General features: G+C 65.5%; 19 protein-coding genes. 11 read left to right on the forward strand and 8 right to left on the reverse strand.

The window, feature by feature from the left end; all coding sequences use genetic code 11:
* From odhB to XI08_RS16365, 4 genes are all read left to right on the forward strand, one after another.
* Window positions 1-967: 2-oxoglutarate dehydrogenase complex dihydrolipoyllysine-residue succinyltransferase (gene odhB / locus XI08_RS16350; RefSeq protein WP_271575177.1), on the forward strand; the 967-nt coding region annotated here is incomplete at its 5' end.
* 67 nt (window positions 968-1,034) lie between these two features.
* Window positions 1,035-1,784 (forward strand): SDR family oxidoreductase, encoded by a 750-nt coding sequence (locus XI08_RS16355; RefSeq protein ID WP_442869832.1) that lies wholly within the window; start codon window positions 1,035-1,037, stop codon window positions 1,782-1,784.
* 37 nt (window positions 1,785-1,821) lie between these two features.
* Window positions 1,822-3,222, forward strand: a complete 1,401-nt coding sequence (gene lpdA / locus XI08_RS16360; protein ID WP_271575179.1) for a dihydrolipoyl dehydrogenase — start codon at window positions 1,822-1,824, stop codon at window positions 3,220-3,222.
* 34 nt (window positions 3,223-3,256) lie between these two features.
* Window positions 3,257-3,787, forward strand: coding sequence for a hypothetical protein (locus tag XI08_RS16365; RefSeq protein ID WP_027547541.1), 531 nt, complete (start codon window positions 3,257-3,259; stop codon window positions 3,785-3,787).
* A 158-nt stretch (window positions 3,788-3,945) separates the two neighbouring features.
* On the opposite strand, the gene XI08_RS16370 is transcribed toward XI08_RS16365, so the two are convergent.
* Entirely contained in the window at window positions 3,946-4,536 is a 591-nt protein-coding gene (locus XI08_RS16370) for a DUF4337 domain-containing protein (RefSeq protein ID WP_271575180.1), read from the reverse strand.
* Between the two features lie 82 nt (window positions 4,537-4,618).
* Entirely contained in the window at window positions 4,619-5,584 is a 966-nt protein-coding gene (locus XI08_RS16375) for a tyrosine recombinase XerC (RefSeq protein WP_271575181.1), read from the reverse strand.
* A 112-nt stretch (window positions 5,585-5,696) separates the two neighbouring features.
* Here XI08_RS16375 and XI08_RS16380 point away from each other — a divergent pair, with 112 nt between their 5' ends.
* Complete coding sequence (locus XI08_RS16380) at window positions 5,697-7,907, forward strand: primosomal protein N' (RefSeq protein ID WP_271575182.1); 2,211 nt, start codon at window positions 5,697-5,699, stop codon at window positions 7,905-7,907.
* Between the two features lie 143 nt (window positions 7,908-8,050).
* On the opposite strand, the gene XI08_RS16385 is transcribed toward XI08_RS16380, so the two are convergent.
* Window positions 8,051-8,551 carry a septal ring lytic transglycosylase RlpA family protein gene (locus XI08_RS16385; protein WP_135178817.1) on the reverse strand — a complete coding sequence of 167 codons (501 nt, stop codon included), beginning with the start codon at window positions 8,549-8,551 and terminating at the stop codon, window positions 8,051-8,053.
* A gap of 660 nt (window positions 8,552-9,211) precedes the next feature.
* On the opposite strand from XI08_RS16385, the gene XI08_RS16390 reads away from it, so the two are divergent.
* From XI08_RS16390 to XI08_RS16415, 6 genes are all read left to right on the forward strand, one after another.
* Window positions 9,212-9,772, forward strand: a complete 561-nt coding sequence (locus tag XI08_RS16390) for a F0F1 ATP synthase subunit delta (RefSeq protein WP_271575183.1) — start codon at window positions 9,212-9,214, stop codon at window positions 9,770-9,772.
* Entirely contained in the window at window positions 9,772-11,301 is a 1,530-nt protein-coding gene (gene atpA / locus XI08_RS16395; RefSeq protein ID WP_271575184.1) for a F0F1 ATP synthase subunit alpha, read from the forward strand. The genes XI08_RS16390 and atpA overlap by 1 nt, the downstream gene beginning before the upstream one ends.
* 175 nt (window positions 11,302-11,476) lie before the next feature.
* A complete protein-coding gene (locus XI08_RS16400; RefSeq protein WP_271575185.1) occupies window positions 11,477-12,349 on the forward strand; it encodes a F0F1 ATP synthase subunit gamma in 873 nt (290 codons plus the stop codon).
* A gap of 82 nt (window positions 12,350-12,431) precedes the next feature.
* Entirely contained in the window at window positions 12,432-13,865 is a 1,434-nt protein-coding gene (gene atpD / locus XI08_RS16405; RefSeq protein WP_011083272.1) for a F0F1 ATP synthase subunit beta, read from the forward strand.
* Window positions 13,866-14,001: 136 nt separating this feature from the next.
* Window positions 14,002-14,409, forward strand: a complete 408-nt coding sequence (locus tag XI08_RS16410; RefSeq protein WP_271575186.1) for a F0F1 ATP synthase subunit epsilon — start codon at window positions 14,002-14,004, stop codon at window positions 14,407-14,409.
* Window positions 14,410-14,571: 162 nt separating this feature from the next.
* Entirely contained in the window at window positions 14,572-16,218 is a 1,647-nt protein-coding gene (locus tag XI08_RS16415) for an adenylate/guanylate cyclase domain-containing protein (protein WP_271575187.1), read from the forward strand.
* 144 nt (window positions 16,219-16,362) lie between these two features.
* Here the strand turns inward: XI08_RS16415 and XI08_RS16420 are convergent, their stop codons facing one another.
* The 5 genes from XI08_RS16420 to XI08_RS16440 all read right to left on the reverse strand — a co-directional run bounded on the left by XI08_RS16420 (window position 16,363) and on the right by XI08_RS16440 (window position 21,645).
* Window positions 16,363-16,866 carry an RNA pyrophosphohydrolase gene (locus tag XI08_RS16420; RefSeq protein WP_271575188.1) on the reverse strand — a complete coding sequence of 168 codons (504 nt, stop codon included), beginning with the start codon at window positions 16,864-16,866 and terminating at the stop codon, window positions 16,363-16,365.
* 104 nt (window positions 16,867-16,970) lie between these two features.
* Window positions 16,971-17,477 carry an RNA pyrophosphohydrolase gene (locus XI08_RS16425; protein ID WP_027547553.1) on the reverse strand — a complete coding sequence of 169 codons (507 nt, stop codon included), beginning with the start codon at window positions 17,475-17,477 and terminating at the stop codon, window positions 16,971-16,973.
* A gap of 76 nt (window positions 17,478-17,553) precedes the next feature.
* Entirely contained in the window at window positions 17,554-18,780 is a 1,227-nt protein-coding gene (locus tag XI08_RS16430; protein ID WP_271575189.1) for a divergent polysaccharide deacetylase family protein, read from the reverse strand.
* A 160-nt stretch (window positions 18,781-18,940) separates the two neighbouring features.
* Window positions 18,941-20,296, reverse strand: coding sequence for a S41 family peptidase (locus XI08_RS16435; RefSeq protein WP_271575190.1), 1,356 nt, complete (start codon window positions 20,294-20,296; stop codon window positions 18,941-18,943).
* Window positions 20,293-21,645 carry a murein hydrolase activator EnvC family protein gene (locus XI08_RS16440; RefSeq protein WP_271575191.1) on the reverse strand — a complete coding sequence of 451 codons (1,353 nt, stop codon included), beginning with the start codon at window positions 21,643-21,645 and terminating at the stop codon, window positions 20,293-20,295. Before XI08_RS16440 ends, XI08_RS16435 begins: the two co-directional genes overlap by 4 nt.
* Window positions 21,646-21,677 lie beyond the last annotated feature (32 nt).

Here is a 21,677-nt window from a genome sequence, read left to right on the forward strand (position 1 = left end):
TGCCGCTCCCGCCGCCGCGGCTGCTGCTACCGCATCGGCTCCGTCCGCGAAGGCGCCGCCGGCCGACGCGCCGCTCGCCCCGTCCGTGCGCAAGCTCTCGGCCGAGACCGGCATCGACGCTTCGACCGTTCCGGGCTCCGGCAAGGACGGCCGCGTCACCAAGGGCGACATGCTCGCCGCGATCGAGCGCGCCGCCTCCGCGCCGACCCCGGTCAATCAGCCCGCCGCCGCCGTTCAGGTGCGCGCGCCGTCGCCGGCCGATGACGCCGCCCGCGAAGAGCGCGTCAAGATGACCAGGCTGCGCCAGACCATCGCGCGTCGTCTGAAGGACGTGCAGAACACCGCGGCCATGCTGACGACCTTCAACGAGGTCGACATGACCAACGTCATGGCGCTGCGCGCGCACTACAAGGACGCGTTCGAGAAGAAGCATGGCTCGAAGCTCGGCTTCATGGGCTTCTTCACCAAGGCGGTCGTGCAGGCCCTGAAGGACATCCCGGCGGTCAACGCCGAGATCGACGGCACCGACCTGATCTACAAGAACTATTATCACATCGGCGTCGCCGTCGGCACCGACAAGGGCCTCGTCGTGCCCGTGGTGCGCGACTGCGACCACAAGTCGATCGCCGACATCGAGAAGGGCATCGCCGATTTCGGCCGCCGCGCCCGTGACGGCCAGCTCAAGATCGACGAGATGCAGGGCGGCACCTTCACCATCACCAATGGCGGCATCTACGGCTCGCTGATGTCGACGCCGATCCTGAACGCGCCGCAGTCCGGCATCCTCGGCATGCACAAGATCCAGGAGCGGCCGATGGTCGTCGGCGGCAAGATCGAGGTCCGCCCGATGATGTATCTGGCGCTGTCCTACGATCACCGCGTCATCGACGGCAAGGAAGCCGTCACCTTCCTGGTTCGCGTCAAGGAGAGCCTGGAAGATCCGGCGCGGCTGGTGCTCGATCTCTGATCGCTGATGCTCTGCTAGCGCCGTCGCCCTCTCGCGCGACGGCGCGTGTCGAACCATGGAGGGGCGCGTGACGGATAAAGTCGTTGTCATCACCGGCGGCAGCCGCGGCATCGGGCGGGCGACTGCGATCGCGGCGGCCGCACGCGGCTTCCGTGTCGTCGTCGGCTACGCCAGCAACAAGCAGGCTGCGGACGAAGTCGTCGCGCAGATCGCTGCCAGCAACGGCAAGGCCATCGCGGTGAAATGCGATGTCGCCGAGGAAAGCGACATCATCGACCTGTTCAAGCAAGCGGACAAGTTCGGCACGCTCGGCGCCCTCGTCAACAATGGCGGCATCGTCGGCAAGAGCGGCGTGCGCGTCGACGAGATGTCGGCCGAGCGCATCCAGCGCGTGATGGCGGTCAACGTCACCGGCTCCATCCTCTGCGCGCGCGAGGCGGTGAAGCGGATGTCGACCAAGCATGGCGGCAAGGGCGGCGTCATCGTCAATCTGTCGTCGGTCGCAGCCCGCCTCGGCGCACCCAACACTTATGTCGATTATGCCGCGTCCAAGGGCGCGATCGATTCCTTCACCGTCGGCCTCGGCTATGAGGTTGCGGGCGAAGGCATTCGCGTTGCCGCGATCCGGCCCGGCCTGATCGACACCGAAATCCACGCTGCCGGCGGCGAGCCCGACCGCGCCCATCGCCTGGCCCATATGGTGCCGATGAAGCGCGTCGGCACCGCCGAGGAAATCGCCAACGCCATCGTCTGGCTGATGTCGGACGATGCCTCCTACGTCACCTCGGCTATTCTCGATGTGTCCGGCGGACGCTGACACATCTTTCCACGCTAAACTCACGGGACTTTCTCTCATGGCTACCTACGATCTCGTCGTCATCGGCACCGGACCGGGCGGTTATGTCTGCGCGGTGCGCGCCAGCCAGCTCGGCATGAAAGTCGCCGTGGTCGAAAAGAACGCTGCGCTCGGCGGCACCTGCCTCAATGTCGGCTGCATGCCCTCGAAGGCGCTGCTGCACGCCTCCGAAATGTTCGAGGAGGCCGCGCATTCCTTCGCCAAAATGGGCGTGTCCGTCTCCACGCCGAAGCTCGAATTGCCTGCGATGATGAACTTCAAGCAGCAGGGCATCGACGGCAACGTCAAGGGCGTCGAGTTCCTGATGAAGAAGAACAAGGTCGACGTGCTCAAGGGCACCGGCAAGATCCTGGGCACCGGCAAGGTCGAAGTCTCCGCCGACGGCAAGTCGCAGGTGATCGAAACGAAGAACATCGTGATCGCCACCGGCTCGGACATCGCGCGTCTCAAGGGCATCGAGATCGACGAGAAGCGCATCGTCTCGTCCACCGGCGCGCTGTCGCTGGACAAGGTCCCCGGCAAGCTGCTGATCGTCGGTGCCGGCGTGATCGGCCTCGAGCTCGGTTCGGTGTGGAAGCGGCTCGGCGCTGAAGTCGTCGTCGTCGAATTCCTGGATCGCATCCTGCCCGGCATGGACGGCGAGATCGCCAAGCAATTCCAGCGCATGCTCGAAAAGCAGGGCTTTGGGTTCAAGCTCGGTGCCAAGGTCACCGCGGTCGACACCTCAGGCAAGACGCTGAAGGCGACGATCGAGCCCGCGGCCGGCGGTGCTGCGGAGACGCTGGAAGCCGACGTCGTGCTCGTCTGCATCGGCCGCGTGCCCTACACCGATGGGCTCGGCCTGAAGGAGGCCGGCGTTGCGCTCGACAATCGCGGCCGCGTGCAGATCGATCCGCATTTCGCCACCAGCCTCAAGGGCGTCTACGCCATCGGCGATGTCGTCGCCGGTCCGATGCTCGCGCACAAGGCCGAGGACGAAGGCGTTGCGGTTGCGGAGATCATCGCAGGGCAGGCCGGCCACGTGAACTACGACGTTATCCCAGGCGTCGTGTATACCACGCCGGAAGTCTCCGCCGTCGGCAAGACCGAGGAGGAACTGAAGCAGGCGGGCGTGGTTTATACTGTCGGGAAGTTTCCCTTTACCGCCAACGGCCGCTCCAAGGTCAACCAGACCACCGATGGCTTTGTGAAGATTCTCGCAGATGCGAAGACCGATCGCGTGCTCGGCGTGCACATTATCGGCCGCGAAGCCGGGGAAATGATCCATGAAGCGTGCGTTCTCATGGAGTTTGGCGGCAGTGCGGAGGATCTCGCACGCACCTGCCACGCGCATCCGACCCGCTCGGAGGCCATCAAGGAAGCCGCGCTTGCAGTCGGCAAGCGGGCCATCCATATGTAGGCCACGCCCCGAGTCTGTTCGGGCGGGACAACACATGCTGCGCCGCCTTCTTCAACCGGTCTGGGTCCTGCTGGCGATCATCTTTTTGATCGAAGCCTGGCTATGGGACCATCTCGAACCGATCGTCGCGCGGGTTGTCGCAGCGATTCCGCTCGCGCGCTTCAAGCAATGGCTGACGGAGCGTGTCGATGCGCTGCCACCGGCCTTGACGCTGATCGTGTTCGCGGTTCCGATCATTCCGCTGTTTCCGCTCAAGCTGGTCGGCCTGTACCTGCTCACGCATGAATACTGGCTGACCGGCGTATCCACGTTTCTGTTCGCAAAGTTGCTCGGCGTCGGCGTCACCGCCTTCGTATTCGACGTGACGCGCGACAAGCTCATGGAGATGCACTGGTTCGAGCGGCTCTACGATCTCGTCATGAAGCTGCGCGCCAAGGCGCATGAGCTGGTCGACCCCGTCAAGCAGCGCATCAAGGAGATCATCGGCGGCAACGGCGAAGGCTGGTCCTCCCGCACCCTCCGCCTGATCCAGCGCTTCCGCAAGAGCGTGCACCAGGCGCGCTGACTGTTCGCCGTTTATTCGGTGTCATTGCCCGCGAAGGCGGGCAATCCAGTATCCCAGAGACAGCAAGGCGAGAACCGAGAAGCCGCGGCGTACTGGATGCCCCGCTTTCGCGGGGCATGACACCATTGGTGTGGCTTCAAGCGCGCGCCTCACTCCCCCTAATGCAAATGCAGCAGATGCGGCCACCACAGGCCGAGCGCGGTCATGAGGAGGCCGCCCAGCGTCAGGATGCCTGCGACATAGGCCAGCGCGAACATGCCGGTGATGATGGTGGCCGAGGCCAGCACGATGCCGATCTGGAAGGCGGCGGACGCCAGCTCGAAGTGATGGTATTTCGCGGTCGCCTCGTCGCGCTCGTGCTCGGCATGCTTGGCCTTCTCGGCGAGCTGTTCGGTGCCTTCGCCGGTCTCGGGCTCGGAGCGGTAGCGCTGCGCGGTCTTGGTCCAGTCGTCGACCTGCTTCTGCACCGTCGCCTTCATGGCGTCGTCGGTGGTGCCGGCGAGCGTGAGCTTGCCCTGGTCGGCCGCGGTCAGCACCACGGTGCGGCGGATGCTCTTGGCCTGGAAGAACGCCCAGAGATTGGCGGACTCGACGTTCTTGCTGATCGATTCGGTCTGGGCGCCCTTGCCGAGCGTCTCCGAGATCGCCAGGAACAGCGCCAGCACGGCGATCAGAAGTGCGATCTTCTTGTTCGAGCCGGACGCGTGTTCGGCGTGCTCGGCATGCTCCATGCTTTCATGTGCGCTCATAAATCCCTCCTGCCTCGGTTCCCCACGATTGACCGAACCGCGGGCGACGCGCAAGAGGCAAGGAAGTTATGACGTCAGTGTGTCAGCGCCGCGGATGCGCGCTGGCATAGACTTCCAGCAGTCGCTCGGAATCGATGCCGGTGTAGACCTGCGTGGTCGAGAGCGAGGAATGGCCGAGCAATTCCTGGATCGCGCGCAAATCGCCGCCGCGCGACAAAAGATGCGTGGCGAAGGAATGGCGCAGCGCATGCGGCGTGGCGCTGTCGGGCAGGCCGAGCGCGCCGCGCAGCCGCTCCATCGCGAGCTGGATGATGCGTGGGCTCAAGGGACCGCCGCGCGCGCCGACGAAGATCGGTCCTTCCGCCGGCAGCGGATACGGGCACATCGCAACATATTCCTGCACCAGCGCGAGCACGTTCTGGAGCACCGGCACCATGCGGGTCTTGTTGCCTTTGCCTGTCACGATGAGCACGTCGCCTTCGCCCGGCTTCGGCACCTCGCGGCGCTTGAGGCCGAGCGCTTCGGAGATGCGCAGGCCGGAGCCATACAGCAGCGCCATCACCGCGGCATCGCGCGCCAGAATCCAGGTCTCGCGTTCCTCGCCGGCGCGCTCGTCGGCATCCGCAAGACGCTTGGCCGACGCCATCGGCAGCGGTTTTGGCAGGCTCTTGGCGACCTTCGGCGCGCGGATCGCCGACAATGCGCCGACCTTGCCCTTGCCCTCGCGTTCGAGGAAGCGGCCGAACGAGCGCAGGCCCGCCAGCGCGCGCATCAGCGAGCGGCCGGCAATATCGTCCGCCCGGCGCATCGCCATGAAGGCGCGCACGTCCGTGGCTTCCAGCGCCGCGAAGCGCTTGAGTGTGACGCGCTCGCCCCAATGGTTGCTGAGGAAATCCAGGCACTGCCGCAAGTCGCGGCCATAGGCCTCCAGCGTCTTCGGCGACAGCCGCCGCTCGGCGCCGAGATGCGACAGCCAGCGCGTCATCTCCTGCGCGATCGAGGGATCGGCGCTGGCGAGCTCGATGGGTGGGGCGGCCGCTTTGCTCATGCGCTCTGGACGTGGTGATTCCGCACAGTATATCGCATCACACTCGTTTATCGTTCGCTAAGGCCGCCTCACGGCGCTAGCCTTGAGGCCCCCGGGTTCCGATTCTCAGTTCATGGACCACACGTCCCGTAGCAGCACCGCCTCCGCCAACGCGACCCGCATGGTCGACGTGCTGGTGCCGGTCGCGCTCGACCAGACCTATTCCTACAAGGTGCCGCGCGGGATGGAGCTGAAGGCCGGCGATCTCGTCGGCGTGCCGCTTGGGCCCCGCGAGGTGCTCGCCGTGGTCTGGGCCGAGAACGCCAATCCCGATCCGCGCCTGCACAACCGCCTCAAGGAGGTCAACGAGAAGCTCGACCTCCCGCCACTGAAGCCCGAGCTGCGTTCGGTCGTCGACTGGGTTGCCAATTACACGCTGAGCCCGCGCGGCATGGTGCTGCGCATGTGCCTGCGGATGGGCGAGAATCTCGGCCCGGAGCGGGTGCGCCCCGGCGTGCGCCTGGTCGGCGATCCCCCCAAGCGGCTGACGCCGGCGCGGCAACGCGTGATCGAGGTGCTGTCGGACCGGCTGCTGCACGGCAAGTCGGAGGCGGCCAAGGAGGCGGGCGTCTCGGCCGGCGTGATCGACGGCCTCGTCGACGAAGGCACGCTCACGGTCGAGCCGATGCCGCCGCCTCCGCCGCCGCCGGCCCCCGATCCGGATTTCGGCCGGCCGGATTTCACACCGCTCCAGCGCACCGCCGTCGATACGATGCGCGCGCTCGCGGCCAACGGCACCTTCCACGTCGCGCTGCTCGACGGCGTCACCGGCTCGGGCAAGACCGAGGTGTATTTCGAGGCCGTGGCGGAGGCGATCCGCCGCGGCAGGCAGTCGCTGATCCTGATGCCGGAGATCGCGCTCACCGGCCAGTTCCTCGACCGCTTCGCGCAGCGTTTTGGCGTGCGGCCGATCGAATGGCACTCCGAGCTCACCCCGCGCACCCGCGCGCGCAACTGGGCGGCGATCTCCGAAGGCTCAGCGCCGGTCGTGGTCGGCGCGCGCTCGGCGCTGTTTCTGCCTTACGCCAATCTCGGCCTCATCGTCGTCGATGAAGAGCACGACCAGGCCTACAAGCAGGACGAGGGCGTGCATTACCACGCCCGCGACATGGCGGTGGTGCGCGCGCATATCGCAAAAATTCCGATCGTGCTGGCCTCCGCGACGCCGTCGGTCGAATCCGAGGTCAATGCGCGCAAGAACCGCTATCAGCGCATCGCGCTGCCCTCGCGCTTCGGCGGCCAGCACATGCCGCATATCGAGGCGATCGACATGCGCCGCGAGCCGCCGGCGCGCGGCCGTTTCATCTCGCCGCGCTTGGCCTCCGAGATCAGGACCGCGATCGAGAAGCGCGAGCAGGCGCTCTTGTTCCTCAATCGCCGCGGCTATGCGCCGCTGACGCTGTGCCGTGCCTGCGGCCATCGCTTCGCCTGCACCATCTGCGATGCCTGGCTGGTCGATCATCGCTTCCGCCAGCGCCTGGTCTGTCACCATTGCGGCTTCTCGATGCCGCGCCCGCATATCTGTCCGCACTGCTCGGCGGAGGAATCGCTGGTCGCGGTCGGGCCCGGCGTCGAGCGCCTGCAGGAAGAAGCGGCCGCGCTGTTCCCGGAGGCGCGCACCATGGTGCTGTCGAGCGATCTCATCACCTCGATCGAGACCATGCGCTCCGAGCTTGCCGAGATCGCCGAGGGCCGCGTCGACATCATCATCGGCACGCAGCTCGTCGCCAAGGGCCACAATTTCCCGCGGCTCAATCTGGTCGGCGTCGTCGATGCGGATCTCGGCCTGTCCAATGGCGATCCGCGCGCGTCGGAACGCACCTGGCAATTGCTCAACCAGGTGATCGGCCGCGCCGGCCGCGAGCAGGGCCGCGGCGTCGGCTATCTCCAGACCCACCAGCCCGATCATCCCGTGATGAAGGCGCTGATCGCCTGCGACCGCGAGGCCTTCTACGACAGCGAGATCGATCTGCGCGAGCGCACGCTCTATCCACCGTTCGGCCGGCTCGCGAGCCTGATCATCTCGGCCGGCGACCGTCCGAGCGCGGAAGGCTTTGGCCGCCGCCTCGTCGCGCTCGCGCCGCGCGACGAGCGCGTGGTGGTGCTGGGCCCGGCGGAAGCGCCGCTCGCCGTGATCAAGGGCCGCTACCGCTTCCGCATCCTGGTGAAATCGGCGCGCGGTTTCGATCTGTCGGACTATCTGCGCAACTGGCTCGCCGTTTGCCCGAAGCCGAAGGGCAATCTGAAGCTCGAGGTGGACGTCGATCCCCAGAGCTTTTTGTAGCTCTCTGTCATTCCGGGGCGATGCGCAGCATCGAACCCGGAATCTCGAGATTCCGGGTTCACGCTTCGCGTGCCCCGGAATGACGGCAACAAAAAAGCCCGCCGTCCCCCAAGACGGCGGGCTTGTTTCACGCGTGATGCGCCCTAGGAGATGACTTCCGCGGTGACGCGGCCGACGCCGGCGCCGGTGAGGCCGATGGCGCGGGCAGCACCCGTGGAGAGATCGAGGACACGGCCGCGAATGAAGGGGCCACGGTCATTGATGGTGACGATGACGCTCGAGCCGCCATGGGTGACGCGCAGCTTGGTGCCGAACGGCAGCGAACGGTGCGCCGCGGTCATGGCGTTCTGGTTGAAGCGCTGGCCCGAAGCGGTCCTGCTGCCGGACTCGTTGCCGTAATAGGAGGCCATGCCGGAGAAGCTGTGCCCGGTGCCCGAGGACGGCGTCATCGCCGCATTGGCGTTGCGCCAATCCGAGCCGGCATTGGAGTCGTTCTGGGCGGCGTGGTGGCGATGATGGTGCCGGTGATGCCTGGATTTGGCGGACGCTTCGGTGGCAGTTCCCCCAATGAGAAGAGTTGCGGCAATGAAGGCGATCGCCGTGCGCGGCCGGGTCACAGTGCCCAACGTCTTGAAAGACAGCATTTAATGGTCCCTAAGCTAGTATTGCCACATATGTGGCCAGTGGAGCCCCCATCAGGTTGTGAGCGGATTGGCGTTTCCTTTCGCAATGCGGCATGAATTGGGCAGTAAATCCGTTCTGTGTCGTCATGAAATATCTTGTGACCTGTTCTGATATTCAGGCGATATTCCGTAATATTTGGATTTAACGATTCGTTAACTACAGTATTACTTACCAATACTGTAAAACGAAGTCATAGCTTCCCGTGTTTAGAGTTGGGTAAGTATTCGCCGGGTGGAACTGAGGAGGCGGGAATCACGCCTCAGCGATCCGTGTTCATGGCCGCTATGCGCTGAGGGCAGGAACAATCGGGGGCGACGGCGACGTAGGGCTCGCGGCAATTCCGTGGCGCGGCAGGTCGCCGTGCAGGTCGGTGTTCAAGCCGTCGTTTGCGTGTCGCCGACTGCGACGAACTGGCGACAGAACCTCATGCCTTTAATTTGGCGTCATGTTGCACGTGCGCGCCTGCTATGTTAGCAAAGCCGCGATTTTAACGAGCCCGGCACTTCCCGTGCTGGTCGAAAATCGAAGTCCCGCTTGAATTCCAAGGGCTTGGATCGCTAGGCGCCGCTTCGTGGCGACGGTTTTTCCCTTGCGAATTTGACAGCTAAAAGAGCGCGTCTGTGGCTGCAGAAGATACCTCCGTTTCCGGTGTGTCCGGCCGTTATGCAACGGCCTTGTTTGAACTGGCCCGCGACCAGAAAGTGGTCGACGAGGTCAAGGCCGACCTCGACAAGTTTGAGGCCATGCTCGGCGAGAGCGCCGATCTGAAGCGCCTCGTCCGCAGCCCGGTGTTCGCGGCCGATGCCCAGTCCAGGGCCCTCACGGCCGTGCTGGACAAGGCCGGCATTGCCGGCATCTCCGCCAATTTCCTGAAAGTGCTGACCGCCAACCGCCGCCTGTTCGTGGTGGCTGACGTCATCCGCGCCTACCGCGCCCTCGTCGCCAAGTTCAAGGGCGAGGCGACCGCTGACGTCACCGTGGCAGAGGCGCTCTCGGACAAGAATCTCGACGCTCTCAAGGTTGCCCTGAAGTCGGTGACCGGCAAGGACGTCGCGCTGAACGTGAAAGTCGATCCCTCGATCATCGGTGGCCTCGTCGTCAAGCTGGGCAGCCGCATGGTGGATGGTTCGCTTCGCACCAAACTCAATTCGATCAAGCACGCGATGAAAGAGGCAGGCTGATGGACATCCGCGCCGCGGAAATTTCCGCGATCCTCAAGGACCAGATCAAGAATTTCGGCCAGGAAGCTGAAGTCTCCGAAGTCGGACAGGTGCTGTCCGTCGGCGACGGCATCGCCCGCGTCTACGGTCTGGACAACGTCCAGGCCGGCGAGATGGTCGAGTTCGAGAACGGCACCCGCGGCATGGCGCTGAACCTCGAAACCGACAACGTCGGTGTCGTTATTTTCGGTGCCGACCGCGAGATCAAGGAAGGTCAGACCGTCAAGCGCACCCGCGCCATCGTGGACGCGCCGGTCGGCAAGGGCCTGCTCGGCCGCGTCGTCGACGCGCTCGGCAATCCGATCGACGGCAAGGGTCCGATCCAGGCCGACAAGCGCATGCGCGTGGACGTCAAGGCGCCCGGCATCATTCCGCGCAAGTCGGTGAGCGAGCCGATGGCGACCGGCCTCAAGGCCATCGACGCCCTGATCCCGATCGGCCGCGGCCAGCGCGAGCTGATCATCGGCGACCGTCAGACCGGCAAGACCGCGATCGCGCTCGACACCATCCTGAACCAGAAGCCGCTCAATGCGCAGCCCGACGAGAACATCAAGCTGTACTGCGTCTACGTCGCGGTCGGCCAGAAGCGTTCGACCGTCGCCCAGTTCGTGAAGGTGCTGGAAGAGCAGGGCGCGCTCGAATACTCGATCGTCGTCGCCGCCACCGCCTCGGATCCGGCGCCGATGCAGTACATTGCCCCCTTTACTGCCTGCACCATGGGCGAATTCTTCCGCGACAACGGCATGCACGCGGTCATCATCTATGACGATCTGTCCAAGCAGGCCGTCGCTTACCGCCAGATGTCGCTGCTGCTGCGCCGTCCGCCGGGCCGCGAAGCCTATCCCGGCGACGTGTTCTATCTGCACTCCCGCCTGCTCGAGCGCGCGGCGAAGCTCAGCAAGGACCATGGCTCGGGTTCACTGACCGCACTGCCGATTATCGAAACCCAGGCCAACGACGTATCGGCCTACATTCCGACCAACGTCATCTCGATCACCGACGGCCAGATCTTCCTGGAAACCGACCTGTTCTTCCAGGGCATCCGTCCCGCGGTGAACGTCGGTCTGTCGGTGTCGCGCGTCGGCTCGTCGGCGCAGACCAAGGCCACCAAGAAGGTCGCCGGCAAGATCAAGGGCGAGCTCGCGCAGTACCGCGAAATGGCGGCGTTCGCGCAGTTCGGCTCCGACCTCGACGCCTCGACCCAGCGCCTGCTGAACCGCGGCTCGCGCCTCACCGAGCTCCTGAAGCAGCCGCAGTTCTCGCCGCTGAAGATGGAAGAGCAGGTTTGCGTGATCTGGGCCGGCACCAACGGCTATCTCGATCCGCTTCCGGTCAACAAGGTGCGCGCGTTCGAGGACGGCCTGCTCTCGCTGCTGCGCGGCAAGAACGTCGAGATCCTCAATTCGATCCGCGACAGCCGCGACCTCTCCGACGACATCGCTGCCAAGCTGAAGTCGGTGGTCGAAGGTTTTGCGAAGAGCTTCGCGTAAGAACCGTCACGGCCGGGCCAAAAGCGCGAAGCGCGTCTTCGCATTTGATGTCCCGGCCATCCACGCCTTGCCGCGTGGAAAGACGAAGACGTGGATGCCCGGGACAGGCCCGGGCATGACGACAGAGACAGGCTAGCGGTTTGACCGCAAGGGATCGAACCGTCGGGGACGAAGAATGGCGTCACTTAAAGACATGCGCGTGCGCATCGCCTCCACCAAGGCGACGCAAAAGATCACCAAGGCCATGCAGATGGTCGCGGCCTCGAAGCTGCGCCGCGCGCAGACCGCTGCGGAAGCTGCACGTCCCTATGCCGACAAGATGAGCGCGGTGATCTCCAACATCGCGAGCGCTGCGGCGGGCTCGCCAGGCGCGCCGACGCTGCTGGCCGGCACCGGCAGGGACCAGGTCCACCTGCTGCTGGTCTGCACCGGCGAGCGCGGCCTGTCCGGCGCCTTCAACTCCTCGATCGTGCGTCTCGCCCGCGAGCGCGCTTTGGCGCTGATGGCGCAGGGCAAGGAAGTGAAATTCTTCTGCGTCGGCCGCAAGGGTTACGAGCAGCTGCGCCGCCAGTTCGACAAGCAGATCGTCGAGCATCTCGACCTGCGCAGCGTTCGCCAGCTCGGCTTCGTCAATGCCGAGGACATCGCCAAGAAGGTGCTGGCCCGCTTCGATGCCGGTGAATTCGACGTCTGCACGCTGTTCTATTCGCGCTTCCGCTCGGTGATCGCGCAGATCCCGACTGCCCAGCAGATCATCCCGCTGGTCGTCGAGGAGAGCGCTGCCGCCAGCACGACGTCTTACGAATACGAGCCGGAAGAGGACGAGATCCTCACCCGCCTTCTGCCGCGCAACCTCGCGGTCCAGGTCTTCCGCGCGCTGCTCGAGAACAACGCTTCGTTCTACGGCGCGCAGATGAGCGCGATGGACAACGCGACGCGCAACGCCGGTGAGATGATCCGCAAGCAGACGCTGGTCTACAACCGCACGCGTCAGGCGCAGATCACCAAGGAACTGATCGAAATCATCTCGGGTGCCGAGGCCGTCTGACCAAGACGCTTCACTACCCGTTAAACCCAACATCCCGGTCAGTTGACCGTGGTCTAGAAGTTCGGATCGAAGGAGACATTCAATGGCAGCCCAGTCCGGTCGCGTCACCCAGGTCATCGGCGCCGTCGTCGACGTGCAGTTCGAAGGCCACCTCCCGGCCATTCTCAACTCGCTCGAGACCAAGAACGGCGGCAACCGCCTGGTGCTCGAAGTCGCCCAGCATCTCGGCGAGTCCACCGTGCGCACGATCGCGATGGACACCACCGAGGGCCTCGTCCGCGGCCAGGAAGTGACCGACACCGGTTCGCCGATCCGCGTTCCCGTCGGCGAAGGCACGCTCGGCCGCATCATCAACGTCATCGGCGAGCCGATCGACGAAGCCGGCCCGGTCAAGTCGGAAGGCCTGCGCGCCATCCACCAGGAAGCGCCGACCTACACCGACCAGTCCACCGAAGCTGAAATTCTCGTCACCGGCATCAAGGTCGTCGATCTTCTCGCTCCCTACGCGAAGGGCGGCAAGATCGGCCTGTTCGGCGGCGCCGGCGTCGGCAAGACCGTGCTGATTCAGGAGCTGATCAACAACGTCGCGAAGGCGCACGGCGGTTACTCCGTGTTCGCCGGCGTCGGCGAGCGTACCCGCGAGGGCAACGACCTCTATCACGAGTTCATCGAGTCCAAGGTCAACGCCGATCCGCACAATCCGGACCCCAGCGTGAAGTCGAAGTGCGCGCTGGTGTTCGGCCAGATGAACGAGCCGCCCGGCGCCCGCGCCCGCGTCGCGCTCACCGGTCTGACCATTGCGGAAGACTTCCGCGACAAGGGCCAGGACGTGCTGTTCTTCGTCGACAACATCTTCCGCTTCACCCAGGCCGGCTCGGAAGTGTCGGCGCTGCTCGGCCGTATTCCTTCGGCGGTGGGTTATCAGCCGACGCTCGCGACCGACATGGGCGCGCTGCAGGAGCGCATCACCACCACGCAGAAGGGCTCGATCACCTCGGTGCAGGCCATCTACGTTCCGGCCGACGACTTGACCGACCCGGCGCCCGCGACCTCGTTCGCGCATCTGGACGCCACCACCACGCTGTCGCGCTCGATCGCCGAAAAGGGCATCTACCCGGCGGTGGACCCGCTCGACTCGACCTCGCGCATGCTCTCCCCGCTGGTCGTCGGCGAGGAGCACTACGCGGTCGCTCGTCAGGTCCAGCAGGTGCTCCAGCGCTACAAGGCGCTCCAGGACATCATCGCGATTCTCGGCATGGACGAGCTTTCGGAAGAGGACAAGCTGACCGTGGCCCGCGCCCGCAAGGTCGAGCGCTTCATGTCGCAGCCGTTCCACGTCGCCGAAATCTTCACGGGATCGCCGGGCAAGTTCGTCGACCTCGCCGACACCATCAAGGGTTTCAAGGGCCTGGTGGAAGGCAAGTACGACCACCTGCCGGAAGCCGCCTTCTACATGGTCGGCACCATCGAAGAGGCGGTCGAGAAGGGCAAGAAGCTGGCGGCGGAAGCGGCCTAAGCATCTCGTCATCGCCGGGCTAAAGCGCGAAGCGCGTCTTCGAACTAAAGTCCCGGCGATCCATCGAAAGAGAATTTTGATGGATGGACCCGCGGGTCAGGCCCGCGGGTGACAGGCAAAGCAAGCGGAAACACCCATGGCCACCTTCCACTTCGATCTCGTCTCTCCGGAAAAGCTCGCATTCTCGGGTGAGGTCGACCAGGTCGACATCCCCGGCGTCGAGGGCGACTTCGGCGTGCTGGCGGGGCATGCGCCGGTCGTGGCTGCGATCCGGCCCGGCATCCTCACCGTCACCAGCGGCGGCAGGCACGAGAAGATCATCGTGCTCGGCGGTCTTGCCGAAGTCTCGGAGAAGGGCCTGACCGTGCTCGCCGACGTCGCGACCTCGCTGGACGAGCTCGACCGTGCCCAGTTCGCCGAGACCATCGCGGAGATGGAAGAGGGGCTGAAGGAGCACGAAGGCGGCGAGCTCGATCAGGCCATCGAGCGGCTCGACCACTTCAAGAGCATTCAGCAGCAGCTCAGCTCGACGGCTATGCATTAAGCCCCGGGGCATCGCTTCGGGGCTCGAACGCGAAATTCCTGCAAGAAATTCCTGAATAAATTCAGCGCTCGTCACGGAAGTGGCGGGCGCTGAAACTTTGTTGCACCGCGCCGCCGATAGCGGCATTCTTCGCCCGCGAATTTGTTCCGGGGCGGGTCACAGATGAAACGCAAGATCGCAGCGATTTTCGCAGCCGATATTGCCGGGTATTCGAGGCTGGTCGCGGAAGACGAGGAGGAGACGCTGCGGCGCCTCGCCTCCTACCGCGAAGTCATCGACGATTTCATCGCAAAGGCGAACGGCCGCATCTTCAACACCGCGGGCGATGCCGTGCTCGCGGAATTTCCGAGCGCGGTGGACGCGGTGCGCTGCGCGATCGACATCCAGGAGTCCCTGCGGACCCGCAACATGGCCTATCCGCCGAGCCGGCAGATGTCGTTCCGCATCGGCATCACCATCGGCGACGTGGTCGAACGCAACGGCGATCTGCTCGGCGACGGCGTCAACATCGCCGCGCGGCTGGAAGGCCTCGCCGAGGTCGGCGGCATCTGCGTCTCCCGTGCCGTGCACGAGCAGGTCGCCAACAAGCTGTCGGTGCAGTTCGCCGATATCGGCGAACAGGAGGTGAAGAACATCCCGACGCCGGTGCACGCCTACATGGTGGCGATGCGACGCGAGGACGGCACCTATTCGAAGCCGCAGCTGAAGAAGCCCGCCTCCAAGCTGGCGGCCGCACCCGTGTGGATGTGGCCGCTGGTGGTTGCAGTCGTCTCGATCGTCGCCATCGGTGTCACCGGCTTCCTCTACAACACCAAGCTCAAGCAGACGGCGACCGCCGCAGTGACGCCGGCCGCGACACCAAGCGCCGCGCCGAGCCCGACACCGACCCCGCTCGCAAAGGCGCCGATGACACCGATGGCGCCGCCGAATGCCGGTGCTGCGATGGCTCCGATGCCGGCGCCGTCGTCATCCGCCTCGCCGATGACAGGCAAGTTTGCTGCCGACGGCGTGCCGTTCATCAACGAGCGCGTCCGCAACTACCTGGCTGGCGACTATTCCGCCGCCGGCGACTACAAGGCCTTCGCGCTCAATATCGGCGGCTTCACCGGCTCGGCGTTGAACCAGCCGAACGAGGAGGCCGCGCGTAACGCCGCGCTCGAGCAGTGCCAGAAGCGCGCCGACTCCGCGCAATCACCGCGGCGCTGCGAGCTCTATGCGGTTGGCAACAATGTCGTCTACACGCACGGCAAGCCGCCGATGCCGCCGTCGCCCTATTTCCGGCATGACGCCATGACCGAACGGGCCTTCGCGTCGAAGGACTTTCCGATGGTGCGCGATCCGCAGAAAGTCCGGCTCGAGAACATGTTCGTGCCGGCGGCGAAATCCCGCTCGGTCGCGCTCGGCCCGGGCGGACAATATTTCATGGTGCTGGGCGCCTCGTCCGCCGACGACGCGGCGCGGCGCTCCCTGGAATCGTGCGGCGCCATCGCCGGCGTGGCCTGCCTGGTCGTCGCGATCGACGACAATTTCGTCGTGCCGATCCCGACCCTGTTCAGGACCACCGGCTTCTTCAATGCCGCTTCCAACGCTTCGATCGTGGCGGATGCGCGTAGCGAGGTCGTACGCAAGCTCGCCGACGCCATGGGCTGGAATGCCATTGCCGTCGGCACTGCGGGCCGTCCCGGCCTCGGCCTGAAGGCCGCCGACGAGCAGACCGCCGTCGACTCCGCGCTGGCCGATTGCGCCCGGCGCGACAGCGACTGCCACGTCATCGCGATCGGCCCGTTCACGGTGGGGCCGATCAATTAGCGCTGAAAAGGCTCGGCGGGCGCGTTACCGGCGACGATTGCGTCTTGCCACCAATTTCGTCTGGCGTTTCAGAAACTTCGCAACAACCACAGGGCATCGCGCCGGCGGTGGCCGGCTACTGTGCATGGGGTTGTTTTCGACGTTTTAGTTCGCGAAGGGCGCGAACTGCCTCGCCACGGCCTGGTAGACCTCGCGGCGGAACGGCACCACGAGATCGGCGACACGGTCGAGGCGCTCCCAGCGCCACGCGTCGAACTCCGCGGGCTGGTCGTTGCGCGGCGTCAGCGGATCGATCTCGTCATCCTTGCCAGTGAAGCGCAGCGCGAACCATTTTTGCCGCTGCCCGCGAAACTTCGCCAGCCGATGAGTCTGCGGGCCGTCATACGGCGGGAATTCATAGGTAAGCCAGTCGGTCTCGCCGAGATAGTCGGCGCTGGTCACGCTGGTCTCCTCCCACAGCTCGCGCATCGCGGCGTCGCGCAAATTCTCGCCTTCATCGACGCCGCCCTGCGGCATCTGCCAGTCGAGGCCCGGCAGGATGATCTCGGGGCCGTCGCCCTTGAAGCGGTGGCCGATCAGCACGCGGCCATCGGCATTGAACAGCGCGATCCCGACATTGGGACGGTAGGGTTTGTTGTCGTTCGACATGCGGTCACTTCTCTGATCGTCATTCCCGGATGGTCCGAAAGACCAGCCCCGGAATTCCGAGATCCCGGGTTCGTGCTTCGCACGCCCCGGAGTGACGGTGCAAACTATTCCTCCGCCAGCGCGGAAAACTCCTTCACCACGCGCTCATAGACCGGGCGTTTGAACGGGATGATCAACCCGGTCAGATTCTTCATCGGCTCCCAGCGCCAGCTGACGAATTCGGCCTTGTGGCCGCCACCGCCGGGGTTTTCGACGTTGATCTCGCTGTCCTTGCCGGTGAAGCGCACCGCGTACCATTTCTGGCGCTGGCCGCGGTAGCGGCCCTTCCAGGCGCGCCCCGCAACCGTGCGCGGGATGTCGTAGATCAGCCAGTCCGGAACCTCGCCGAGCCGCTCGACCGAGCGCACGCTGGTCTCCTCATAGAGCTCGCGCTTGGCGGCCTCCCAGGTGTCCTCGCCGGGATCGACGCCGCCCTGCGGCATCTGCCAGACATGGGCGTCGTCGACATGCTCGATGCCGCCGGCGCGGCGGCCGATGAACACCAGCCCCTTCGTGTTGATCAGCATCACTCCGACGCAGGTCCGGTAGGGCAGATCCTCGTAACGCGCCATTCCGCCAGACCTCTTGCGTGCTCTCGGTAGGGCTTGACCGGCCCCGCCTGGAGCTGTGCCGTACCAATTCGTTGATTTAGCTGGATTTTGATTTCAGCATCGCGGTTGTCAATGGCACCAATAGGATACCCCGGTCGCCTAATGTCCTGGTCCAGGCGCCGATGCGCTCGATCGAGACGGGGAGGGCGGAGGCGGTGCCGATGGCCGCGCCGCGCTCGCGCGCCGCCGATTCGAGCTTGTTCAGCGCACGGTCGATCTCGGCCGGGGTCGGCACCACGTCGATCGCGATGTCGCCCTTGCCGAACGGCATCGCCTGGCTCGCTGCGGCCTGCGGCGCGATGCTGCGGGGCGAGGAGCCGTCGTCGAAGAAGCCGAGGCCGCGCTTGGCCGCCTCGCGGATGATCGGCTGCATCGCCGCGTCCGTCGCCACGAAGCGGGCGCCCATGAAATTGGTGATGCCGGCGTAGCCCTGCATCCGGCTCAGGTGCCAGTACAGGCGGTCCATGTTCTGGTCGGCGCTGAGCGAGGTCAGCAGGGTCTGCGGGCCCGGATCGTTGTCCGGGAAGTCGTAGGGCTCCATCGGGATCTGGAGGAAGATCTCGTGGCGCTGCGTGCGGGCCCGCTCGGCGAGCTTGCCGGGATCGGAACCATAGGGCGTGAAGGCCAGCGTCACCGCGGCCGGCAACTTCATGATCGCATCGGTCGTCTTGGCGGCGCCGACGCCGAGCCCGCCGATCACGATCGCGACCACCGGCATCTTGGCGGCCTTGGCGCGGTCGGCATCCGCCGCGTAGACGTTGAACGGCTTCGATCCATCGGCGACCACCGGGATCATGCCGTAGCGCGATTTCTCCAGCAGCTTGGGGTCGATCCCCGCCATGACGGGCGGTGGTGCGGAGGCCGCCGGATCGCCCTTGTCGGCGGCCTCGCCGGCGCCGATCACCACGTCGTGGCGCGCACCGGTGGAGCCGTCGATCATGGTGACGGTCTTCTGCTCGCCGGGGGCGGCCTGCTTCGGCGCTTCCCTGGTCTCGTGCTTGCCCTCTTGCTTGCTGTCCTGGCCGTGGCCGGAGGCGGCCGGCTTCTCGTCCGTGGCTTTGGGCTCGCGGATCGCGATCCGGGCCATCGGCTCGCCGCCGAGCGGATCCTTGTTGAAGATGGCGAAGCCGGCAAAGGTGACCAGCAACAGGCCGAGCAGCACGGCGAGCGCCTGCATGGCCGTGAACGGCAGCCGCAGCCGGCGTTTCCGGCGCGGCTTGTCCTGTCCGAGCGGGGCGCTCAGATCATCGGCCGTTTCAGTCATGCGCGATCCCGAATCACTCACCGATGACGATACCACGCCGAGGTCAAGCGACGGCAGGCCGGGATAGGCCGGGGATGCCAGGCGTTCCAAGCAAAAAAGGGCGGCTCAAGGAGCCGCCCTTTGCGTTGGATCGCGCGGTACGCCGACTTGGTTCGCCGCCTCAGTTCGCCGCTTTGGGCTTGTCGGCCGCGGCCTTGTCAGCACCCGGCGTGGGCGCTGCGGAGGCGCTGTTCTTGATGCCGTGGAGCAGGTCGTCGGCGAGCTTGAGTGCCTTGTCGTCCTTGGCGTCCGGCGGGACGTAGGACTGCGAGCCGGTCTTCTCGTCGCCGTCGTTCTTGAGATGGCCGCGCAGCGAAGCTTCGCCCTTGGTGTCGGTGCGCGACTTCAGCTCGTCCGGCACGTCCTGGAGCACTTCGATGTCGGGCACGATGCCCTTGGCCTGGATCGACTTGCCCGACGGCGTGTAGTAGCGCGCCGTGGTCAGCCGCAGCGCGCCGTTGCCCGAGCCGAGCGGGATGATGGTCTGTACCGAACCCTTGCCGAACGAGCGCGTGCCGACGATGGTCGCGCGCTTGTGGTCCTGGAGCGCGCCGGCGACGATTTCGGACGCCGAGGCGGAGCCGCCATTGACCAGCACGATGACCGGCTTGCCCTTGGTGAGGTCGCCTGCATGCGCGGTACGGCGCTGGGTTTCCTCGGCATTGCGGCCGCGGGTCGACACGATCTCGCCCTTCTCCAGGAACGAGTCGGAGACGGTGACCGCTTCCTCGAGCAGGCCGCCCGGGTTGTTGCGGAGGTCGATGATGTAGCCCTTCAGCTTGTCGCCGATCTGATTCGAGAGGTTGGCGACCTCGCGCTTCAGGCCTTCGGTGGTCTGCTCGTTGAAGGTGGTGATGCGGATATAGCCGATGTCGTCGGCCTCGATGCGGGCGCGCACCGAGCGGACGCGGATGTTGTCGCGCACCAAGGTGACGTCGAGCGGATTGTCCTGGCCCTTGCGGATGATCTTGAGCTTGATCTTGGTGTTGACCGGACCGCGCATCTTCTCGACCGCCTGGTTCAGGGTCAGGCCCTGCACCGCTTCGTCGTCGAGATTGGTGATGATGTCGTTGGCCATGATGCCGGCGCGCGAGGCCGGCGTGTCGTCGATCGGCGAGACAACCTTGATCAGGCCGTCTTCCATCGTGACCTCGATGCCGAGGCCGCCGAACTCACCGCGGGTTTGCACCTGCATGTCGCGGAAGCTCTTGGCGTCCATGTAGCTCGAATGCGGATCGAGGCCGGTGAGCATGCCGCTGATGGCGGATTCGATCAGCTTGGTGTCGTCGGGCTTCTCGACATAGTCGGAGCGCACGCGCTCGAAGACGTCGCCGAACAGATTGAGCTGGCGATAGGTGTCCGCGGTGGCGGCTCGCGCGCTGGAGCCCATGAAGACCGCGCGCGGCTGGGTCACGAACAGCGTCAGCGCCGCACCGGTGGCGGCGCTGAGGAGGATAACTGAAGTCTTGCGCATCATCCGCGAACCTTCTCGCCTTCATTTGCGGCCCACCATGGGCCTGGATCGATTGGAGTCCCGTCTTTGCGGAACTCGACATACAGCACAGGTTGACTCGCGTTCGTGGCGAGAATGGAGGCGACTTGAGATGTCGACCCCATGGTCGCGACCGGCTCCCCCGTGAGCACAAACTGTCCGATGTTGACCGAAATGCGCTCCATCCCGGCGATCAGGACATGATACCCGCCCCCGGCGTTGAGGATCAAGAGTTGTCCATAACTGCGGAACGGACCGGCATAGACCACCCAGCCGTCACACGGCGTCGTGACCTGGGAGCCGGGCTTGGTCGCGAGCGAAATGCCCTTCTGGACCCCGCCGACCCCATCGGAACCGCCAAAGTCCCTGATCTTGTTACCGTTAACCGGAAGAGGCAGCAGGCCCTTGGCGGACGCGAAGGCGATTGCGGGGGTGGTCCGGGAGCGGTCCTTGAAAGCGGCCGGGCCGGACTTGGCGCTGGCGGCCGCCTTTGCCTCGGCCTGCCTGGCGGCCTCAGCCGCCTTCTCGGCCGCCTTGGCGGCGCTTTGCAGGTCCTGCTCCATCTTGGTGATCAGCCCCTGGAGATCGCCGACCTGCCTTGAAAGCATGATGGCGCGCGAGTTCTCGGCATCCAGGTCCTTTTCGCGCGCGGCCTGCTGGCGCTGCCGCTCGTCGACCAGCGCGGCGAGCCGGCTCTGGTCGTTGCGGACCCTGTCGCGGTCGGAGGCGAGCTGATCGCGTTCGGTGGCGATGTCCTTGCGCAGAGCCACGAGCTCGCCGAGCTCGCTCGCGATCTTTTCGGCGCGGCCGCGCAATTCCGGCACGACGGCGCCGAGCAGCATCGCCGTGCGCAGCGATTGCAGCGCATCTTCGGGCCGCACCAGCAGCGCCGGCGGCGTGCGCCGGCCGGCGCGCTGCAAGGCCGCCAGCACCTCGACGATGTCGGCGCGGCGCGAATCAAGTGACGTGCGCATCTGCTGCTCACGGCCGTTCAGCGTCTTCAGCCGCGTTTCGGCTTCGTCGATCTTGGTCTCGACGGAGCGCACATTGGCGGCAGTGTCGATCAGCTGCTGGTTGAGCTGGGTGCGGTCCTGGCCGAGCGAGGTGATCTCGGCCTTGAGCTTGGCCTGCGCCTCTTCCGCGCTCTTCTGCCTGGCGCGCGCGGCCTCCAGTTCCTGCTCGCGCTGCTTGATCGCATCGGGCGAGACGGCTGCGGTCTGCGGTGCCGGCGGCGTCTGAGCTTGCGCGAGGCTTGCGTCCAAGACACTTGCGCTCAAGACACTTGCGCCCGTGAGGCCAGCGATCAGCAGCAGGTTGAGGACAGGCGCTCGCATCGCTCTAGGCAAAGGTGCTCGTTGTGGCGCGG

Source organism: Bradyrhizobium sp. CCBAU 11361 (assembly GCF_028128935.1).
Taxonomy (GTDB): Bacteria; Pseudomonadota; Alphaproteobacteria; order Rhizobiales; family Xanthobacteraceae; genus Bradyrhizobium; species Bradyrhizobium niftali.

Excerpts from the sequence above, each read along its gene's own strand:
- lpdA (WP_271575179.1), top strand. The coding sequence starts at position 1,822 with ATGGCTACCTACGATCTCGTCGTCATCGGCACCGGACCGGGCGGTTAT.
- XI08_RS16365 (WP_027547541.1), top strand. The coding sequence starts at position 3,257 with ATGCTGCGCCGCCTTCTTCAACCGGTCTGGGTCCTGCTGGCGATCATC.
- XI08_RS16370 (WP_271575180.1), bottom strand. The coding sequence starts at position 4,536 with ATGAGCGCACATGAAAGCATGGAGCATGCCGAGCACGCCGAACACGCG.
- XI08_RS16375 (WP_271575181.1), bottom strand. The coding sequence starts at position 5,584 with ATGAGCAAAGCGGCCGCCCCACCCATCGAGCTCGCCAGCGCCGATCCC.
- XI08_RS16380 (WP_271575182.1), top strand. The coding sequence starts at position 5,697 with ATGGACCACACGTCCCGTAGCAGCACCGCCTCCGCCAACGCGACCCGC.
- XI08_RS16385 (WP_135178817.1), bottom strand. The coding sequence starts at position 8,551 with ATGCTGTCTTTCAAGACGTTGGGCACTGTGACCCGGCCGCGCACGGCG.
- atpA (WP_271575184.1), top strand. The coding sequence starts at position 9,772 with ATGGACATCCGCGCCGCGGAAATTTCCGCGATCCTCAAGGACCAGATC.
- XI08_RS16400 (WP_271575185.1), top strand. The coding sequence starts at position 11,477 with ATGGCGTCACTTAAAGACATGCGCGTGCGCATCGCCTCCACCAAGGCG.
- atpD (WP_011083272.1), top strand. The coding sequence starts at position 12,432 with ATGGCAGCCCAGTCCGGTCGCGTCACCCAGGTCATCGGCGCCGTCGTC.
- XI08_RS16410 (WP_271575186.1), top strand. The coding sequence starts at position 14,002 with ATGGCCACCTTCCACTTCGATCTCGTCTCTCCGGAAAAGCTCGCATTC.
- XI08_RS16415 (WP_271575187.1), top strand. The coding sequence starts at position 14,572 with ATGAAACGCAAGATCGCAGCGATTTTCGCAGCCGATATTGCCGGGTAT.
- XI08_RS16420 (WP_271575188.1), bottom strand. The coding sequence starts at position 16,866 with ATGTCGAACGACAACAAACCCTACCGTCCCAATGTCGGGATCGCGCTG.
- XI08_RS16425 (WP_027547553.1), bottom strand. The coding sequence starts at position 17,477 with ATGGCGCGTTACGAGGATCTGCCCTACCGGACCTGCGTCGGAGTGATG.
- XI08_RS16430 (WP_271575189.1), bottom strand. The coding sequence starts at position 18,780 with ATGACTGAAACGGCCGATGATCTGAGCGCCCCGCTCGGACAGGACAAG.
- XI08_RS16435 (WP_271575190.1), bottom strand. The coding sequence starts at position 20,296 with ATGATGCGCAAGACTTCAGTTATCCTCCTCAGCGCCGCCACCGGTGCG.
- XI08_RS16440 (WP_271575191.1), bottom strand. The coding sequence starts at position 21,645 with ATGCGAGCGCCTGTCCTCAACCTGCTGCTGATCGCTGGCCTCACGGGC.